The organism is Ferribacterium limneticum (assembly GCF_020510565.1).
GTDB classification, from domain to species: Bacteria; Pseudomonadota; Gammaproteobacteria; order Burkholderiales; family Rhodocyclaceae; genus Azonexus; species Azonexus limneticus_B.
In genome coordinates this window covers 495,181-514,185 of record NZ_CP075189.1, presented here as the reverse complement: position 1 = coordinate 514,185, position 19,005 = coordinate 495,181, and the positions used below count along the sequence as shown (strand labels likewise).

Below are 19,005 nucleotides of genomic sequence, written 5' to 3'. Positions count from 1 at the left end.
AGCATTGCTACGGTCAACCGGAAAAAAGCACCAAAATTCAAATAACAAAAGGGATGGAGAAGACATGTCACGCCACACCAAGATCGTTGCCACGCTGGGCCCCGCCTCCTCCTCGCCGGAAGTGCTGGAAAGCATGGTCAAGGCCGGTATCGATGTCGTCCGGATGAATTTCTCACACGGCACGGCCGACGACCACAAAGCGCGCGCTGATGGCATTCGTGCTGCAGCCGCCAAGTACGGCCGGACCATCGGCATCCTCGGCGACCTGCAGGGGCCGAAGATTCGCGTCGGCAAGTTCGAAAACAACAAGATCACCCTCGTCGTCGGCGAAGCCTTCATCCTCGACGCGCAATGCAAGCTCGGCAACCAGGAACGCGTCGGCCTCGATTACAAGGATCTGCCCAAGGACGTCGTGCTCGGCGACATCCTGCTCCTCGACGATGGCCGGCTCAAACTCGAAGTCACCGGCGTCCGTGGCCAGGAAATCCACACCCGCGTTCTGGTCGGCGGCGAGCTGTCGAACAACAAGGGCATCAACCGCCAGGGCGGCGGCCTGACCGCGCCGGCGCTGACCGCCAAGGACATGGACGACATCAAGACGGCGGCGCAGATCGGCGTCGATTTCGTTGCCGTTTCCTTCCCCAAAAGCGCCGCCGACATGTACATGGCGCGCCAACTGCTGCGCGCTGCCGGCAGTTCCGCCGTTCTCATCGCCAAGATCGAACGCGTCGAAGCGATCACCAATCTGGCCGAAATCCTCGATGCCTCGGACGGCATTATGGTCGCCCGCGGCGATCTGGCCGTTGAAGTCGGCGACGCCACGGTCCCCGCCCTGCAGAAAAAAATGATCCGCATGGCGCGCGACAAGAACAAGCTGACCATCACCGCGACGCAGATGATGGAATCGATGATCACCTCGCCGGTGCCGACCCGGGCCGAAGTTTCCGACGTCGCCAATGCCGTGCTCGACGGCACCGACGCCGTCATGCTGTCGGCCGAAACGGCGGCCGGCAAGTACCCGGTCGAAGTCGTCGAATCGATGGCGCGTATCTGCGTCGAAGCCGAACGTTCGGCCGAAGTCACGCTCGACCGCGAATTCCTCGACCGCGTGTTCACGCGCATCGACCAGTCGATTGCCATGGCTGCCATCTGGACGGCGCATCACCTCAAGGTCAAAGCCATCGCCGCCCTCACCCAGTCCGGCTCGACCGCCCTGTGGATGAGCCGCCTCAACTGCGGCGTACCGATCTATGCGCTGACGCCCGATGCCGAATCGGTCGGCCGTATGGTCCTCTACCGCGGCGTCAGCCCGCTGCCGATGAAGCAGCAGCACACCGACCGCGACCTGCTCTTGGCCGAAGCCGAGCAACTCCTGATCGATCGTGGTGTCGTAGAAAAAGGCGACCTCATCGCCCTGACCATCGGCGAGCCCATCGGCACCACCGGCGGCACCAATACACTCAAGATCGTCCGCGTCGGCGAACATCAAATCCTTTAAAATACCCAGATCAACTAAACACGAAATCGAACAGGAGTTCCCATGCCGCTCGTCTCCATGCGCCAATTGCTCGACCACGCCGCCGAAAACGGCTACGGTCTGCCCGCCTTCAACGTTAACAACATGGAACAGGTCTGGGCCATCTGCGAAGCAGCCAGCCAGATCGACGCTCCGGTCATCATGCAGGCCTCCGCTGGCGCCCGCAAATACGCCGGCGAACCCTTCCTGCGCCACCAGATTCTCGCTGCCCTTGAAGCCTACCCGCACCTGCCCATCGTCATGCACCAGGACCACGGCCAAAGCCCGGCCGTCTGCATGGGCGCCATCCGCTCCGGCTTCACCTCGGTGATGATGGACGGCTCGCTCGAAGCCGACGGCAAGACCGTCGCCTCCTACGACTACAACGTTGCCGTCTCCAAGGAAGTGGTCAAGCTGTCGCACGCCATCGGCGTTTCCGTCGAGGCCGAACTCGGCGTCCTCGGCTCGCTCGAAACCATGAAGGGCGACAAGGAAGACGGCCACGGCGCCGACGGCCACATGACCCGCGAACAGCTGCTCACCGACGTCGACCAGGCCGCCGACTTCGTCAAGCAAACCAACTGCGACGCCCTGGCCATCGCCATCGGCACCAGCCACGGCGCCTACAAATTCACCAAGAAGCCGACCGGCGACATCCTCGCCATCGACCGCATCAAGGAAATCCACGCCCGCATCCCGAACACCCACCTCGTCATGCACGGCTCGTCCAGCGTGCCGCAGGAACTGCTCGCCGAAATCCGCGAATTCGGCGGCGACATGAAGGAAACCTACGGCGTGCCGGTCGAGGAAATCGTCAAGGGCATCGCCCACGGCGTACGCAAGGTCAACATCGACACCGACATCCGCCTCGCCATGACCGGCGCTATCCGCCGCTACCTGTTCGAAAACCCGTCCAAGTTCGACCCGCGCGACTACCTCAAGCCGGCCCGCGAAGCAGCCAAGAAAATCTGCCTGGCCCGCTTCGAAGCCTTCGGCTGCGCCGGCCGCGCCAGCCAGATCAAGGCCATGCCGCTGGAAAAGATGGCCGAGCGTTACGCCAAGGGCGAGCTCAACCAGATTGTGAAATAAGCCGAAATTTCCGGTTGACCGTGAAAGCCGCCTGCGGGCGGCTTTTTTGCGTCCGGAAAGTGTCTTCGCTCGGCCAGACAAAGGACTCAGGAACCAAGCGGCGTGTCCTCAACTCAATAGACAAGCGATCGACAAAAACCGGCTTTAATGACAGGCGTCTAAACCATTGGGAATAAGGCTCGTGGCACCGCCTTATCCGGCAAATCCGGGTTGGCGTATTTTTTTCATTTGCTTGCTAACATGCGCAAATCAGGGGTTTTTCCACAGGCTGACCAATGGACAATACGGCTCGAGACAGATTCATCCTGTTCACCACCGCGGCTTACGCAGTTCTCGCCAGTGCCTGGATTTTTCTCTCTGACCAGTTGCTCTCGTTATTTGCCGACATCGAGTCGATCGTTTGGCTTTCTACTGCCAAGGGCATTCTGTTTGTCGTTGTCACCGCGACCGTATTTTTCTTCGCCTTGCGCGCCGTGCCGGCAGCGCGGGCAGCCGGTACCGACTCGCTGCTCGAGACTTTCGCCACCGGGGTAACACCCGGCCAGCGGCCGCGCTGGCTGACCTACGGGTTTGCAATTGTGGTCACACTGGCCATGCTGGTGCTGCGTCACAACATGGTGGCCACCCTCGGCGACCGGCCGATGATGATCCTGTTCATGCTTCCGATTATCCTCAGTGCACTGCTTGGCGGCACCGGGCCTGGCCTGCTGGCGACCGTGCTTGCCGCGCTATGCGTCAACTACCAGGCGATCCCGCCGATCGGCAGTCTGGCCATCGAAAGCGAGCAGTATCTGTTTCAATGGAGCTTCCTGATCGTCAACGGCGTTGCCGTCAGCCTGCTCGGCGAAGCCTTGCGCCGCTCACTGGCGACGGGCGAAGTTGATCGTCGCCTGCTGGGCGCGGTGGTTTCCGGAACCTCGGATGCGGTTTTCGTCAAGGATCTGCACGGGCGATACCAACTGGTCAATGGCGCGGCCGCGGCATTCGTTGGCAAGTCGATCAAGGAAATCATCGGCCGCGACGACCACTTCCTTTTCCCGGACAGCTCGGCCCGGACAATTGTCGAAACCGATCAGGCGATCCTCGCTGCGGGCCGCACGCAAACCCATGAGGAATGCCTGACGACGCATGAAGGCAGGAGCCTCGTCTTCGAGGTGACCAAAGGACCGGTCTTTGACAGCTCGGGGAAAATCGTCGGCCTGTTCGGGATTTCAAGGGATGTCACAGCCCGCGCGCAGGCCGAGGCAACGCTGCAGGAAAGCGAGTCAGCGCTCAGGGAAGCACAGGATCTGGCCAGGATAGGCAACTGGAAATGGGATCTGCAAACGGATGCCCACTGGTGGTCGGACGAAATTTATCTGATCTACGGCCGTGACCGCAGCTTGCCGCCGGCAAGCTACCCCGAGGTCCAGATGTACTTTACCCCGGAGAGCTGGAACCATCTCTCAAGCAGCGTCGAGAAAGGCTTGGCCGAGGGAGATACCTACGAATGCGACGCTGAAGTCGTGCGTCCCGACGGCAGTCACCGCTGGATCACCGCCCGTGGCAAGGCCCTGCGCGATGCCGACGGCAAAGTCATCAACCTGCACGGCACGGTCCAGGACATCACCGGGCGCAAGCAGGCGGAAAAATTACTGGAACTCAGCGAGCAGCGTTTCCGCACCTTGTTTCAACACGCCCCGGTACCCATGGCCCTGGTCGATGCCGAGGGCACCGTGCTCGATCTCAACGAGCACTTCAGCCAACTGTTCGGCTATACCATCAGCGACGTGCCGACGCTGGATGCCTGGTGGCAGCAGGCTTATCCGGACCCCGCCTATGCCGCCTGGGTTCGCTCGAAATGGGGTGCGGCGGTCAACAATGCCCACAATGAAGGCACCGACATTCCGGCTGCCGAATATGAAATCAGAAGCAAGAGTGGAGACGTTCGCTCAGCGGTCATTTCCGGCATCGTCTCCAACGGCGGATTTCTCGCCTCCTTCTTTGACATTACCGAACGCAAGGCTGCCGAGTACCAGCGCTATCTCTTTAGCGAGGCCGTGCGTCAGTCCGCACAACCGCTGTTGATCGCCGATGCCGATACCCGCGTCACCTATATCAACCCGGCCTTCACCCAGGTGTTCGGTTATGAGTTGGACGATCTTATCGGCAAACCGGTTAGCACCCTGGTGCCGCCAACGGAAACCGAGAAACAGGTTCATGCCGAGGCCATTGAGAGGATTCTGCAAACGGGAACCTGGAGCGCAGAAGTCGAACGGCTGACCCGGGATGGTCGACGCATTCCCTTCGTTGCCAATGTGGGGGCGATCAAGGAAGGCGAGGGCAAGCTGGCGGGCTTTATCGTCAGCTATCTCGATCTGCGGCCGCTCCGGGAAAAGGACTTGATGCTGCGCAAGCTCTCGCTCGCCGTCGAGCAGAGCCCGGAAAGCATCATCATCACCAATCTCGATGCTGAAATCGAGTATGTGAACGACGCCTTCGTCGAAAGAACCGGCTACAGCCGTGACGAGGCGCTTGGCCAGAAACCCAGCTTGCTGCGCTCCGGCCAAACGCCTCCCGAGGTTTATGCCGATCTTTGGCAGACGCTCAGGCGTGGCGCCAGTTGGCGGGGAGAACTCTGCAACCGGCGCAAGGACGGCAGCGAATACATCGAACTTTCGATCATTGCGCCGATTCGCCAGAGCGATGGCTCGATCACCCATTACGTCGCGGTGCAGCAGGACGTTACCGAGTTCAAACGCAATGCCGAGGAGCTGCAACACCACCGCCAGCACCTCGAGGAACTGGTCGAGGCCAGGACCCGGGAAGTACGCTACCAGACCCAATCCTTGCAGGCGATGATCGACACGATTCCGCACATGGCCTGGCTCAAGGATGTGGCGGGAAATTTCATGGCAGTGAACAAGGCCTATGCCCAGGTGGCCGGCCTGAGCAGGGAGGCCTTGCTGGGCAAATCCGATTTCGATGTCTGGCCCCGGGCGGCGGCGGAGCGCTATCGCGCCGAAGATCTGGAAGTGATCGCCACCCGCACCCGGAAGACGATCGAAGACGCCCTGCCCGATCACCCGGACACCTGCTACGAGACCTTCCGGGCCCCGATTCTCGATGCCGACATGACCGTCATCGGGACCGTCGGATTCTCGCGGGATATCAAGCCCCAGCGTCAGATGGAAGCCGAACTGGCCCATCGGGCCGATGAGGCGGAGGCCGCCACGCAGGCCAAGAGCTCCTTCCTGGCCAACATGAGCCACGAGATTCGCACGCCGATGAACGCCATCATCGGCATGGCCGACCTGTGCCTCGAAACCGCCTTGAATGACCGCCAGCGGAACTATCTGGCCAAGATCAAGGCGGCTTCGGACGCCCTGCTTCACATCATCGACGACATTCTCGACTTCTCGAAGATCGAGGCCGGCATGCTGCAGATGGAAAACCTGCCATTCGTCCTGGAAACCGTTTTCGACCAGCTTTCTGCCGTCACCGCGCTGCGTGCCGAGAATCAGGGCATTGAACTGAGTTACGACATCGACAATGACTCGCATCTGCTGGGGGGCGATGCGTTGCGGCTCGGGCAGGTCCTCACCAATCTGGTCACCAATGCCTTGAAGTTTTCGGTGGGCGGCAATGTCGTCGTCACGGTTGAAACAACACGCCTCGATACCGACTGGGCCGAACTGCACTTTGCGGTTCGCGATGAAGGCATTGGCATGTCACCGGAGCAGGTTGAAAAACTCTTCCAGCCGTTTACCCAGGCCGATGTCTCGACAACGCGCCGCTACGGCGGCACGGGGCTGGGCCTGGCCATTTCGCGCCACCTCGTGGAAAGGATGGGAGGGCGGATATGGGTCGTCAGCGCCCCCGGCGAAGGCAGCACTTTCCATTTCACGACCAGATTTTCCAACCTGGGGCTCGACCGCCGCTCCGGGGTCGCCGCCTTGGCAACGCGGCTGGCCGAATACGCTGACCGCCCGGTGATGGTGGTCGACGACAGTCCGATTGCCCGGCAACTCCTCGAGCAGATCATTGGAAGACTTGGCCTGAAAGTGCGGGCTGTCGATTGCGCCGAAGCCGCGCTGGCCCTGGCGGCGGACGACAGCGCCCGCTATCTGGCCTGCCTGGTCGACTGGCGGATGCCCGGGGTAGACGGGATCGAGACCATTCGCCGCTTGCGTACAGCGCTCTCATCGCTGAATTCAGCACCGCCGATGATCCTCGTGACCGCCTACAGTCATCAGGAAGAACTGCAGGAGATCAGCCACGAAATCGACAGCCTGCTCGCCAAACCGGTCAGTGCTCGCCATGTCTATGTTGAACTGGCGCGCTGTTTGGGGGTAGCCGCCCAGGAGGCGCCCACCCCTGACCGGCGCAAGGCGGCGGGCCGGCAATGGTCAAGATTCCGCCATCTGGACATCCTGCTGGTCGAGGACATCGAGGTGAATCAGGAAGTCATCTGCGCCTTGCTGGCCGATGTCGGCATCACCCTACGCCTGGCCTCGAATGGCGCTGAAGCACTCGAGGCGGTGTCGCGCAAAGTGCCGGACCTGATCCTGATGGATTGCCAGATGCCGGTGATGGATGGCTTTACGGCCACCCGTAAACTTCGTGAAAACCCGGCCTGGCAGAAAATCAAGATCATTGCCCTGACCGCCAATGCGATGGTTGAGGACAAGGAGGCTTGCCGGGCAGCCGGCATGAATTCGCACGTCCCCAAACCGGTCCGCATGGATGTTCTCTACGAACAAATGGCGCAATGTTTCCCGGACATGCCTGCCGCCGCGACGAATGAAATAAAACCCAAAAGCCTTCCTGCGGCAGAAAATTCCCTGCCGGTATTTCCCGGTATCAACGTCGCGATCGGACTGGCCCATGTCGGTGGCCGGCTACCGCTGCTGCTCCGGGTTCTCAAGCAGTTCCGCGATACGCAGGGGCAAAGTTTTGCGCCGCAGTTCAGGGCGGCACAGGCGGCCGGTGACTGTCTGACGGCCTCGCGACTGGCCCATTCGCTCAAAGGTGTCGCCCACACCGTCGGCGCCACCGACCTTGGCGAATCCGCCGCAGCCCTGGAAGTTGCGGCGGCCGCCCACGACACAGCCAAATGCGATACGCATTTACCGCAACTTCTTGAGCTACTGCACCAGGTAACGAGCGGACTGGCCGAGATTGATCGGCTGATTGACGCCGGCAATGGTTTATCGGAAGCTTCAGCGGTCGATAGCGAAAGGACGACAGCCTTGCTGGCCAGACTGGCTGAACTGCTCAAACTGCACGATACGGCGGCTGACGACCTGGCGGAAAAGATTTCGCCCTACTTTGCCAATTCGGCCAGTCGAACTGCCTGGGATGGTGTCCGCCAGGCCATCGACCGCTATGACTACCCGTTGGCGGCAAGCAAACTGGCGAAGCTGCAGGAAATATTGTCGGCGCCCAGCCAAGGCAACTGAGATGAGTGAGGCGATGGAACGAAACCTGATGGGCACCATACTCGTCGTCGATGACATTCCCGAAAACATTTCAACACTGGCTGGCATGCTGCGCGATAACTATCGCGTGCTGTTTGCCACGAGCGGGGCCGATGCGCTCGAGATAGTCCGGCAGCAGCAGTTCGACCTGATCCTGCTCGATGTCATGATGCCGGGAATGGATGGCTACGAGGTCTGCCGGCGACTCAAGGCGGACATCGTCACGCGGGAGATTCCGGTCATTTTCGTGACCGCGCTGACCGAAGTCCAGGATGAAACCAGAGGGCTCGAACTGGGCGCCGTCGATTTTCTCCACAAGCCCTGCCATGCCTCCATCGTCAGGCTGCGCGTCCAGCTCCATATTGAACGCCATAACCGCAGCCATAGTCTGGAGCGCCTGGTCCAGGAGCGCACCCGCGAACTGGACGAGACGCGTATCGAGATCGTCCGCCGGCTAGGCCGGGCGGCCGAATACCGGGATAACGAGACCGGCATGCACGTCATTCGCATGAGCAAATCATCGCGCCTGCTGGCCCGTGCCGCCGGCGTTTCCGAGCGCCAGGCCAACCTGTTGCTCAATGCGGCGCCGATGCACGATATCGGAAAAATCGGCATTCCCGACCGCGTCCTCATCAAGCCCGGCCCGCTTGACCCCGAGGAGTGGGCCTTGATGAAAACGCACCCGCTCATCGGCGCCGAGATCATCGGTGACCATCCATCCGAACTCCTGCAAATGGCCCGGATCGTCGCCCTGACCCACCACGAAAAATGGGATGGCAGCGGCTATCCGCACGGGCTCGCCGGCGATGGAATTCCGCTCGAAGGACGCATCGTGACGATCGCCGATGTGTTCGACGCACTGACCAGCGAGCGGCCTTATAAACACGCCTGGAGTACGGTCGAAGCAGTCGACTTCATGCGCGCCCAATCCGGCAGCATTTTTGATCCGGATTTGCTCGAGCTGTTCCTCGACTTGATTCCGCAAGTCGAGGACATCCGCCGGCGCTACGCCGATACACCCTAGAGGATTCGGCGAGCGTCAGGCCACATGGGGCCGATGCGTCCCTTCCCGGTTCACCTCCGCGCCCGGTTTCAGCATCAAGGCGACCAGCGCTGCGGTCAGGCCGGTCAGGGCCCAGAACATGAAGAAGCCGAGCGAGTAGACGACCATCGGGCTCCAGTACACCGGCTCGCCGAACAGGTAGAGCAGCTTCGGGTCGATGAAGGTGAAGAAAAATGCTTCGCCGGCGACGGCGGTAAAGAAGGACAGAAACAGCAGGTTGATCCATTTCGGCATGGTGGGTCTCCGTGAATATTCGAAGGAGTGCAGCGCTGACAGGACCGGGGGGAGAAATGCTCTCGGCGTTCTTTAGACTGCGAATCGGCGCAAAGTTCGGGAGAAAACCGGGGCGTGGCCATTTTGGCGACGCCTGAGCCGATTTCATTTTTGGCCGTTTTTTCCGGTTGACCGTGGAAGCCACCTTCGGGCGGCTTTTTCTGCCGACAAGCACGCCCGGGAGAGATCGCCCTGTCCGCCAATTTCCCCGAGAATCAAGGTAGGATATCGACCGACAACTCGCGACAAAGCATTCAAATACAGCGCGATGGCATAGCCCTCCCCCCAAGGCGCCTTTCCAGAAATCAAGCCAGAGCAAATCTGGCCGGCATAATGAGCGAGTTAGCCAATCAAGAATCGATGATGAACGCCAGCCAGCCCGACGACACTCCCCTATCGGCCCCCAGCAAGAAATTTGTGGTCTGGCTGGTGGTCGGGGTGTTTTTGACCAATCTGGTCATTGTGCTGATTGGCCTCCAGAGCCTGATCTACAGCCAGGAACGAACGGTCGAGCAGGTACGCGAAACGACGTCCAATCTGGCGGCGCTGCTCGCCCATAACCTTGGCGACTCAGGGCGGCGGATCGATCTGGCCTTGCTCAGCATTGTCGACGCGCTGGAACACCAGATGACACAAGGCGGCCTGGATGACGCGGAGGTCAATCGCATTCTGAAAGCCCAAAAAGACCGCCTGCCGGAAGTCGAGGGATTCAGGGCCACGGACCGAGAGGGACGGGTGCTGTGGGGCAAAGGGGTGAACAAATCGCTCCCGGAAAGCTATGCCGACCGCCCCGTTTTTGCCGAACAACAGGCCGCCCCCGGCCAACGGATGGTCGTCACCAAGCCGGTGATCGGCAAGGTCTCAAAGATCTGGGTCGTCGGTTTCAGTCGTCCCTATCACAGCCCCGACGGCAGGTTTGCCGGCGTTGTCAATGCTGCGGTGCCGGTCAGCCACTTCTTTGAGCAACTGGGCAAACCCCGGCTCGGACCGCACGGCTCGGCCGTGCTGCGCCACGTCGATCACGCCCTGGTCACGCGCTTCCCGGCGGTTGATGGTGCCGGCGGGGAGATTGGTGACAAGACGGTTTCCAAAGAATTCCTTGCCCTGTTTGAATCCGGGGTCGATCAAGGGAACTTTCATACCCGCAAGGCCCCGGATGGCTTTGAACGAACCTATGCCCTCCATCGGGTCAGCGGCCTGCCATTCGTCCTGAACGTCGGCATGGCGCCCCAAGATTACTTTGACATCTGGAATGAAGAGAAGCGCAACGTCATGCTGTTTCTGGCGGTGTTTTTTGTCCTGAGCTTGGTCGCCGCCTGGTTGCTGCTCCGTTTCTGGCGGCAAAAAATGACCGACACCGCAGCCTTGCTGGCCGCCGAGTCGCGCTTCCGGAACTACGTTGAAGCGGCGCCCGAAGGCATTTTCGTGGCCAACGCCGAGGGGCACTATCTCGACGTCAATCCTGCCGCCTGCCAACTGGTCGGCTACAGCCGGGACGAGTTGCTGACCATGTCGATTCGCGACATTGCGCCACCGGAAGAGCAGCCACAACACCTGGAGCAGTACGAAGTCATCAAACAGGCGAGACTGTACGACACGGACATCACCTTGCGGCGCAAGGATGGCAGCCTGTTCGACGCCACCTTGCGGACCATCACCCTGCCCGAAAACCGGGTCATGGGATTTTGTACCGACGTGACCGAACGCCGGCAGACCCAGCTTGCGCTCCAGGAAAGCGAAAACCGCTTCCGACACATTTCATCCCTGACCAGCGACCTGATCTATTCGTGCCAGCGCAGCGACGACGGGCTGTTCAGAATCGAATGGGTGGGCGGCCAGGCCGAGCAGGTCTTCGGCTATTCAACGGATGAACTGCGGCGCATGGGATGCTGGCGCCCCTTCGTCCTGCCCGAAGATTTCCCGATATTTGACCGCTCCGTCACCGGGCTGCAACCGGGGCAATCGAGCGACACCGTTCTGCGCATCCTTCATCGCGATGGCTCGATCCGCTATCTGCGCAACTTCGCCCGGGTCGAAGATGCGGCGCCCGGCAGGCATCACCTCTACGGCGCCGTCAAGGACGTCACCGAACTCGAGAACTACCGCCAGCATCTGGAAAAACTGGTGACCGAACGGACCGAGCAACTGAGTACGGCCAAGGAAGCGGCCGAGAGCGCCAATGTGGCGAAGAGCGCCTTCCTGGCCAACATGAGCCACGAAATTCGCACACCGCTCAATGCCATCACCGGCATGACCCACATCCTGCGCAAATCCGGCTTGCTGCCGCAGCAAGAAACCTCCGTCGACAAGATCGAGAATGCCGGTAAACACCTGCTGGAGATCATCAACGCGATTCTCGATCTATCCAAAATCGAAGCCGGCAAGCTGACCCTGGAAGAAACTGACATCCATCTCGGCGCCCTGCTTGGCAACGTCGCCTCGATGCTCAACGAGCGGGCAGACGCCAAGCATCTCAAGATCATCCAGGAGGTCCAGGCGCCCTCCTCCCACCTGCGCGGCGACCCCACGCGGCTGCAGCAGGCCCTGCTCAATTACGCCACCAATGCCGTCAAATTCACCGAAGCCGGCCACATCGCCCTGCGCGTTCGGGCTGAAGAGGAAACCGGCAGCACGGTCCTGCTCCGCTTCGAAGTCGAAGATACCGGCCCGGGCATTGCCGCCGATGTCATTCCCCGACTGTTCAGCGATTTCGAACAGGCCGACAACTCGACCACGCGGCAGTACGGCGGCACCGGACTGGGCCTGGCCATTACCAAAAAGCTGGCTGAACTGATGGGTGGCAGCGCCGGCGTGGTCAGCACCCCGAGCGTTGGAAGCACCTTCTGGTTTACCGCTCGCCTCAACAAAACAGCCGGCGCCGACCACTCGCCGGAAAAGATCGATGCCAGCACGGCCGAAACCGTGCTGCGCGAGCAATACAGCGGTCGACGCATCCTGCTCGTCGAGGACGAACCGATCAACCGCGAAGTCATGCTCGCCCTGCTCGAAGAGAGCGGCCTGCACATCATCGTCGCCGTTGACGGCGAAGAAGCTGTCCAGCGCGCCGGCGAAACCCCGTGCGACCTGATCCTCATGGACATGCAGATGCCGCGCATGGACGGCCTCGAAGCGACCCGCCGGATCAGGCAATTGGCGCACGGCGCCGACACCCCGATCGCCGCCATGACCGCCAATGCCTTCTTCGAGGACAAACAGCGCTGCATGGAAGCCGGCATGAATGACTTCATCGCCAAACCGGTCGATCCCGATGCGCTATTTGCCATGATTCTCAAATGGCTGTCGCACCGTAAATAAGCTCTACGCCAGACGACGGCCAGTTCGCGGCGCTGGCCCCACAGTGCATCCTCGTCACGAAGTAGCGGAAAACTTTAACAAGCCATCGCTTATTAAGGCTTTCTGATACAAACCTTTAATAAGCACACCAGGAAGCCAAGGCGCCCTCCCCGGAATTCCTGGCCAAACCTGACACAAGGGCTGAAGCAAATTCGCTCTGACAACAAACACCTCAAGCAATCCAAAGGGTGCGGTGTCAACGTTATATCCTCAAACATCTTTCGCTTATTGGCCATTTTTCCCGGTTGACCGTAGCAATCACGCCGGACGCGCTCCCAGCAAGGCCATCCGCAGGTCGCTGATGATCGACTCGTAGCGATGCGGGTCGCTATCCTTTCCTGCCCCATAGACGGCTGAACCGGCGACGAAGGCGTCGACGCCGGCGCGGGCGATTTCGGCGATGTTGGCGGTGTTTACGCCGCCGTCGATTTCGAGGCGGATGCGCCGGCCGGTTTCCTGTTCATAAGCATCGAGTTTGGCGCGCGCCAATCTGGCCTTGGCCAGCGTGCCGGGGATGAATTTCTGGCCGCCGAAGCCGGGGTTGACACTCATGAGCAGGATGACGTCGATCTTGTCGAGGACGTAATCCATGTGGTCAAGCGGCGTGGCCGGGTTGAAGACCAAGCCGCCCTGGCAGCCGCTATCGCGGATCAGCGACAGGCTGCGGTCGACGTGGTCGGAGGCTTCCGGGTGGAAGGTGATGATGTTGGCGCCGGCCTTGGCGAAGTCGGGGATGATGCGGTCGACGGGTTTGACCATCAGGTGGACATCGATGGGTGCTGCGGTGCACGGCCGGATGGCGGCGCAAACCAGCGGGCCAATGGTCAGGTTGGGGACGTAGTGGTTGTCCATCACGTCGAAGTGAATCCAGTCGGCGCCGGAGGCGATGACGTTGCTCACTTCTTCGCCGAGCTTGGCGAAGTTGGCGGAGAGGATGCTTGGGGCGATGACGAAATCAGGTTGGCTCATGGTGCCTCCGAAAAAAGGCGGCCCCAGACTTCGGGGCCGCAAACGCAAGGTACAGCAGAGTGATGCTCGGTTTGGTCAGCGGTAGGCGACAGCCATTTTGTCCAGTGACACGGGTTTGATGCGGCTGGCCTGACCGGCGCAGCCAAAGGCGTCGAAACGCAATTTGCAGATGTCGCGCGCCGCCACCACAGCAGCTTTCAAGAAGGCACGTGGATCGAATTCCTCGGGCTTTTCGGCCATCGCCTTGCGCATGGCGCCGGTCATGGCGAGGCGGATATCGGTATCGATATTGACCTTGCGCACGCCGTGGCGGATGCCTTCGACGATTTCCTCGACCGGCACGCCGTAGGTTTCCTTCATCGCGCCGCCGTACTGGCGAATGACCGCCAGCCATTCCTGCGGGACGCTGCTTGAGCCGTGCATGACCAGATGGGTGTTCGGGATGCGGGCGTGGATGGCCTTGATGCGGTCGATGGCGAGGATTTCGCCGGTCGGCGGCCGGGTGAATTTGTAGGCGCCGTGGCTGGTGCCGATGGCGATGGCCAGGGCGTCGACGCCGGTCTTGTCGACGAAGTCGGCAGCCTCTTCGGGGTCGGTCAGCATCTGCGAATGATCGAGCTTGCCGGCGGCGCCGATGCCGTCCTCCTCGCCCGCTTCGCCGGTTTCCAGCGAGCCGAGGCAGCCTAGTTCGCCCTCGACCGAAACGCCGATGGCGTGGGCCATCTCGACCACCTTGCTGGTCACCAGGACGTTGTAGGCGTAGGGGGCCGGCGTCTTGCCGTCCGGGCCCAGCGAACCGTCCATCATCACGCTCGAAAAGCCGCTGCGCATCGACTGCAGGCAGACGGCCGGCGAGGTGCCATGGTCCTGGTGCAGGCAGACGGGGATGTCCGGGTATTGCTCGATGGCGGCTTCGACCAGCTTGCGCAGGAAAGGCTCACCGGCGTATTTGCGGGCGCCGGCTGAAGCCTGCAGGATGACAGGGCTGTCGCAGGCTTCGGCCGCCTGCATGATGGCCTGGATCTGCTCCATGTTATTGACGTTGAAGGCGGGGAGACCGTAGCTGTGCTCGGCGGCGTGGTCGAGCAGTTGGCGCAGGGAAATGAGGGCCATGGCGTGTCCTTTCAGTGCGAGATATGGCGCACGAGGCGCAGCAGGTTGCAGGTATAGCCGTACTCGTTGTCGTACCAGGCGACGACCTTGACGAAGGTCGGGTCGAGCGCGATGCCGGCGCCGGCGTCGAAGATCGAGGGCAGACGGCAGCCGCGGAAATCGGTCGACACGACGCTGTCGCCGGTATAGCCGAGGACGCCCTTGAGCGGACCGGATTCCGAAGCGGCCTTCATGGCGGCACAGATTTCCTCGTAGCTGGCGGGACATTCCAGCTCGACGGTCAGGTCGACCACCGAGACATCGGAGGTCGGCACGCGGAATGCCATGCCGGTCAGTTTCTTGTTGAGGGCCGGAATCACCTTGCCGACGGCCTTGGCGGCGCCGGTCGAGGACGGGATGATGTTCTCAAGAATGCCGCGCCCGCCGCGCCAGTCCTTGCCGGAAGGGCCGTCGACGGTTTTTTGCGTGGCGGTGGCGGCATGCACCGTGCTCATCAGGCCACGCTTGATGCCGAAATTGTCATTGAGCACTTTGGCCACCGGGGCCAGGCCGTTGGTCGTGCAGGAAGCGGCCGAAACGATGTCCTCGCCAGCGTAGGTATGGTGATTGACGCCATAGACGAACATCGGTGTGCTGTCCTTGGCCGGTGCCGACTGGACGACCTTGCGGGCACCAGCCTGGATATGCCGGGCACAGCCTTCGTGGTTGAGGAAATGGCCGGTCGCCTCGATGACGACATCGGCCTTGACCTCGCCCCAGGCCAGCTGCTCTGGATGGCGCTCGGCGCTCAGGCGGATGCGGCGGCCGTTGACCAGCAGGTCGTTGCCGTCGACCGCCACTTCGCCGTCGAAGTTGCCGTGCACCGAGTCGTACTTGAGCATGTAGGCCAGGTAGTCCGGTTCGAGCAGATCGTTGATGGCGACCACCTCGATGTCGGCGAACTCCGCCTCCTTGGCGATGGCCCGGAAAGCCATGCGCCCGATCCGGCCGAAGCCGTTGATTGCCACCCGTATTGGCATGGTGTTGTCTCCTGATGATTAAGAATTCTTGAACGAGCAAGCCCGTTACGCCCGCGATAACAGGCGTTCGGGACGGCTTGAATTGGGGTTGGCCGGGCTAGGCGGGCATCGGATCAGGCATCAGAAGTCGCCATCACTACCCCCGGCGCTGACAATGGTGCGCAACACCGTTTGCGCCAGGTTGTCGGCGGTCAGACCGTAGTGGTCGTAGAGCACCGGGGCCGGGGCCGAGGCGCCGAATTCGTCGATGCCAAGGACGTCGCCATCGAGGCCGACGTACTTGTGCCAGAAATCGGTCTGCCCGGCTTCGATGGCGACGCGGCAGACGTCCGGCGGCAGGACGAGCTTTTTCCACGTCGGCGACTGCTGGTCGAAGCACCGCGTGCAGGGCATCGAGACGACGCGCACGGCGACCCCGCCGGCTTTCAGGATGGCCTGTGCCTGCATGGCAATGGCGACTTCCGAGCCGGTGGCGATGATCACCGCCTGGAGCTGGCCGTCGGCTTCGGAGAGCACGTAGCCGCCACGGCTGGCACCTTCCGCCCGGCTCGCCGCGCCGCCGTATTGCGGCAGATTTTGACGCGACAAAAAGAGGGCGGAAGGTCCGTTTTGGCGCTCGAGCGCTGCGGCCCAGGCGATGGCTGTTTCCAGCTCGTCGCAGGGGCGCCAGAGGTCGAGGCCGGGAATGATTCGCAGGCTGCTGGCGTGTTCGACCGGCTGGTGGGTCGGGCCGTCCTCGCCGAGGCCGATGGAATCGTGGGTCAGGACATGGACGACGCGCTGCTTCATCAGCGCACTCATCCGGATGGCGTTGCGGGCGTAGTCGGAGAACACCGCGAAGGTGCCGCCGTAGGGGATCAGCCCGCCGTGCAGGGCGACGCCGTTCATGATCGCCGTCATGCCGAATTCGCGGACGCCGTAGGACACGTAGTTGGCCTGGCGCTCGCCAGCCTCGTGCAGGGCGATGCTGCCCTTGCCGGCGGTCAGGTTGGAGCCGGTCAGGTCGGCCGAGCCGCCGAGCAGTTCGGGCACGCGGTCGACCAGCAGGTCGAGGCAATTCTGCGACGACTTGCGGGTGGCGGTGGCTGCTTCCTTGCGGCCGGCAGCGGCGAGCAGTTCGCTTTTAATTTCGGGCCATTTTTCCGGTAGACCGTGGGATTGCGTGCGCTCGAACTCGGCGGCGAGTTCCGGGTATTTGGCGCGGTAGGCGGCGAACTTGTTGTGCCAGCCGGCTTCGGCAGCGGCACCGGTGGCCCGGGCGTTCCACGCGGCACGCAGGCTGTCCGGGACTTCGAATGGCGCATGCGACCAGCCGAGCGCGGCGCGGGTGGCGGCTGTTTCGTCGGCACCGAGCGGTGCGCCATGCACGTCGTGCGAACCGGCCTTGTTCGGCGAACCCCAGCCGATCTGCGTGCGGCAGACGATCAGCGTCGGCTGGCCGGTGACCGTTTTGGCTTCGGCAACGGCCGCCGAGAGAGCCGCCGAGTCATGGCCGTCAATCGGCCCGACAACATGCCAGCCGTAGGCGCGGAAGCGGGCCGGGGTGTCGTCGCGGAACCAGCCCTTGACGTGGCCGTCGATGGAAATCCCGTTGTCGTCGTAGAAGCAGGTCAGCTTGTCGAGGCCCCAGACGCCGGCCAGCGAGCAGGCTTCGTGACTGATGCCTTCCATCAGGCAGCCGTCGCCGACGAAAACCCAGGTCCGGTGATCGACGATATCCAGCCCCGGCCGGTTGTAGCGTTGGGCCAGCAGTTTTTCGGCCAGCGCCATGCCGACGGCGTTGGTCAGGCCCTGGCCGAGCGGGCCGGTGGTCGTCTCGACGCCCGGCGTGTGGCCGACTTCCGGGTGGCCGGCGGTGCGGCTGCCGAACTGGCGGAAGCTCTTCAGGTCATCAATGCTCAGGTCGTAACCGGTCAGGTGCAACAGCGCGTAGAGCAGCATCGAGCCGTGGCCGTTCGACAGCACGAAGCGGTCGCGGTCCGCCCACTGCGGGTTGGCGGGGTTGTGTTTGAGATGGTCACGCCACAGCACTTCGGCGATGTCGGCCATGCCCATCGGCGCGCCGGGGTGGCCGGATTTGGCCTGATTGACGGCGTCAATGGCGAGAAAGCGGACGGCGTTGGCCAGTTCGCGGCGGAAGGTGGTTTCGGTCTGGTTGCGGTCCATGTTTGTCTCCGTTTTTTATATTCGGTTGCTGCTTGTCATTCCCGCAGAAGCGGGAATCCAGTTCCTTGCATTCCTGGGTTCCCGCTTCCGCGGGAACGACGAACTATCAGGCGCGCCGCTTGTGGTCCATCAACCGCAAAACCATCGGCGTGAAGATCATCTGCATGGCCAGGCCCATCTTGCCGCCGGGGACGACCAGCGTGTTCGGGCGGGTCATCATGGCGCCGTGCAGGATGTTGATCAGGTACTGGAAATCGATGCCCTTCGGGTTGGCGAAACGGATCACCACCATGCTTTCGTCGGCCGTCGGAATATCACGGGCGATGAAGGGGTTGGAGGTATCGACGATCGGCACGCGCTGGAAATTGACGTGGGTGCGCGAGAACTGCGGGCAGAGGTGGCTGACGTAATCCGGCATGCGGCGCAGGATGGTGTCGGTGACCGCCTCCTGCGAATAGCCGCGCATTTTCTGGTCGCGGTGCAGTTTCTGGATCCACTCGAGGTTGATGGTCGGCACGACGCCGACGCAGAGATCGACCTGCTTGGCGATATCGATCCTGTCATCGGCGTAGGCGCCGTGCAGACCTTCGTAGAACATCAGGTCGGTGGCCGCGGTGATCTCCTGCCACGGCGTGAAGGTGCCCGGCTGCTGCCCGAAAGGCTCGGCCTCGCCGGCGTCGTGCAGGTATTTGCGGAACTTGCCGGTACCGCTCTGGCCGTAGGCGATGAACAAATCCTGCAGCTCTTCAAGCAGATTGGCGCCGGGGCCGAAGTGGCTGAAGTTGCGATTGCCGGCCTCTTCCTGCGCCTTCATTTCGGCGCGCATGGCCATGCGGTCGTAGCGATGGAAGGAATCGCCCTCGACGATCTGGGCGTTGAGACACTCCCGACGGAAGATGTGCTGGAAGCTCTGCATCACCGTGCTGGTGCCGGCGCCGGACGAACCGGTGATGGCGATGATGGGGTGTTTGACGGACATTTGTT

11 protein-coding genes are annotated in these 19,005 nt (G+C 61.9%); 5 read left to right on the top strand and 6 right to left on the bottom strand.

Translation table 11 applies throughout. The annotated features are described in order from the left end of the window. Positions 1–64: 64 nt before the first annotated feature. From pyk to KI610_RS02435, 4 genes are all read left to right on the top strand, one after another. Positions 65–1,498: a pyruvate kinase gene (gene pyk / locus KI610_RS02450; protein WP_226497109.1), complete on the top strand. Its 1,434-nt coding sequence runs from the start codon at positions 65–67 to the stop codon at positions 1,496–1,498. A gap of 42 nt (positions 1,499–1,540) precedes the next feature. Beyond that, positions 1,541–2,605 carry a class II fructose-bisphosphate aldolase gene (gene fba, locus KI610_RS02445; RefSeq protein WP_226497108.1) on the top strand — a complete coding sequence of 355 codons (1,065 nt, stop codon included), beginning with the start codon at positions 1,541–1,543 and terminating at the stop codon, positions 2,603–2,605. Positions 2,606–2,880: 275 nt separating this feature from the next. Next, a complete protein-coding gene (locus KI610_RS02440) occupies positions 2,881–8,046 on the top strand; it encodes a PAS domain S-box protein (protein ID WP_226497107.1) in 5,166 nt (1,721 codons plus the stop codon). A gap of 1 nt (position 8,047) precedes the next feature. Continuing rightward, entirely contained in the window at positions 8,048–9,088 is a 1,041-nt protein-coding gene (locus tag KI610_RS02435; protein ID WP_226497106.1) for a response regulator, read from the top strand. Between the two features lie 15 nt (positions 9,089–9,103). Here KI610_RS02435 and KI610_RS02430 read toward each other — a convergent pair whose 3' ends face one another. Further along, a complete protein-coding gene (locus KI610_RS02430) occupies positions 9,104–9,361 on the bottom strand; it encodes a hypothetical protein (protein ID WP_226497105.1) in 258 nt (85 codons plus the stop codon). Positions 9,362–9,733: 372 nt separating this feature from the next. Between KI610_RS02430 and KI610_RS02425 the strand changes: the two genes are divergently transcribed. Further along, the gene (locus KI610_RS02425; RefSeq protein ID WP_226497104.1) at positions 9,734–12,715 is read left to right on the top strand and encodes a PAS domain S-box protein; all 2,982 of its coding nucleotides are present in this window, start codon (positions 9,734–9,736) and stop codon (positions 12,713–12,715) included. 297 nt (positions 12,716–13,012) lie between these two features. Here the strand turns inward: KI610_RS02425 and rpe are convergent, their stop codons facing one another. The 5 genes from rpe to KI610_RS02400 all read right to left on the bottom strand — a co-directional run bounded on the left by rpe (position 13,013) and on the right by KI610_RS02400 (position 19,000). Beyond that, positions 13,013–13,723 (bottom strand): ribulose-phosphate 3-epimerase, encoded by a 711-nt coding sequence (gene rpe, locus KI610_RS02420; RefSeq protein ID WP_226497103.1) that lies wholly within the window; start codon positions 13,721–13,723, stop codon positions 13,013–13,015. A gap of 75 nt (positions 13,724–13,798) precedes the next feature. After that, on the bottom strand, positions 13,799–14,836 hold the full coding sequence (fba, locus tag KI610_RS02415; RefSeq protein WP_226497102.1) for a class II fructose-bisphosphate aldolase: 1,038 nt from the start codon (positions 14,834–14,836) through the stop codon (positions 13,799–13,801). Between the two features lie 11 nt (positions 14,837–14,847). Continuing rightward, the gene (gap, locus tag KI610_RS02410; protein ID WP_226497101.1) at positions 14,848–15,855 is read right to left on the bottom strand and encodes a type I glyceraldehyde-3-phosphate dehydrogenase; all 1,008 of its coding nucleotides are present in this window, start codon (positions 15,853–15,855) and stop codon (positions 14,848–14,850) included. 120 nt (positions 15,856–15,975) lie between these two features. After that, on the bottom strand, positions 15,976–18,021 hold the full coding sequence (tkt, locus tag KI610_RS02405; protein ID WP_226497100.1) for a transketolase: 2,046 nt from the start codon (positions 18,019–18,021) through the stop codon (positions 15,976–15,978). Positions 18,022–18,127: 106 nt separating this feature from the next. Further along, positions 18,128–19,000: a phosphoribulokinase gene (locus tag KI610_RS02400; protein WP_226497099.1), complete on the bottom strand. Its 873-nt coding sequence runs from the start codon at positions 18,998–19,000 to the stop codon at positions 18,128–18,130. Between the last annotated feature and the right edge of the window lie 5 nt (positions 19,001–19,005).

Excerpts from the sequence above, each read along its gene's own strand:
- pyk (WP_226497109.1), top strand. The coding sequence starts at position 65 with ATGTCACGCCACACCAAGATCGTTGCCACGCTGGGCCCCGCCTCCTCC.
- fba (WP_226497108.1), top strand. The coding sequence starts at position 1,541 with ATGCCGCTCGTCTCCATGCGCCAATTGCTCGACCACGCCGCCGAAAAC.
- KI610_RS02440 (WP_226497107.1), top strand. The coding sequence starts at position 2,881 with ATGGACAATACGGCTCGAGACAGATTCATCCTGTTCACCACCGCGGCT.
- KI610_RS02435 (WP_226497106.1), top strand. The coding sequence starts at position 8,048 with ATGAGTGAGGCGATGGAACGAAACCTGATGGGCACCATACTCGTCGTC.
- KI610_RS02430 (WP_226497105.1), bottom strand. The coding sequence starts at position 9,361 with ATGCCGAAATGGATCAACCTGCTGTTTCTGTCCTTCTTTACCGCCGTC.
- KI610_RS02425 (WP_226497104.1), top strand. The coding sequence starts at position 9,734 with ATGAGCGAGTTAGCCAATCAAGAATCGATGATGAACGCCAGCCAGCCC.
- rpe (WP_226497103.1), bottom strand. The coding sequence starts at position 13,723 with ATGAGCCAACCTGATTTCGTCATCGCCCCAAGCATCCTCTCCGCCAAC.
- fba (WP_226497102.1), bottom strand. The coding sequence starts at position 14,836 with ATGGCCCTCATTTCCCTGCGCCAACTGCTCGACCACGCCGCCGAGCAC.
- gap (WP_226497101.1), bottom strand. The coding sequence starts at position 15,855 with ATGCCAATACGGGTGGCAATCAACGGCTTCGGCCGGATCGGGCGCATG.
- tkt (WP_226497100.1), bottom strand. The coding sequence starts at position 18,021 with ATGGACCGCAACCAGACCGAAACCACCTTCCGCCGCGAACTGGCCAAC.
- KI610_RS02400 (WP_226497099.1), bottom strand. The coding sequence starts at position 19,000 with ATGTCCGTCAAACACCCCATCATCGCCATCACCGGTTCGTCCGGCGCC.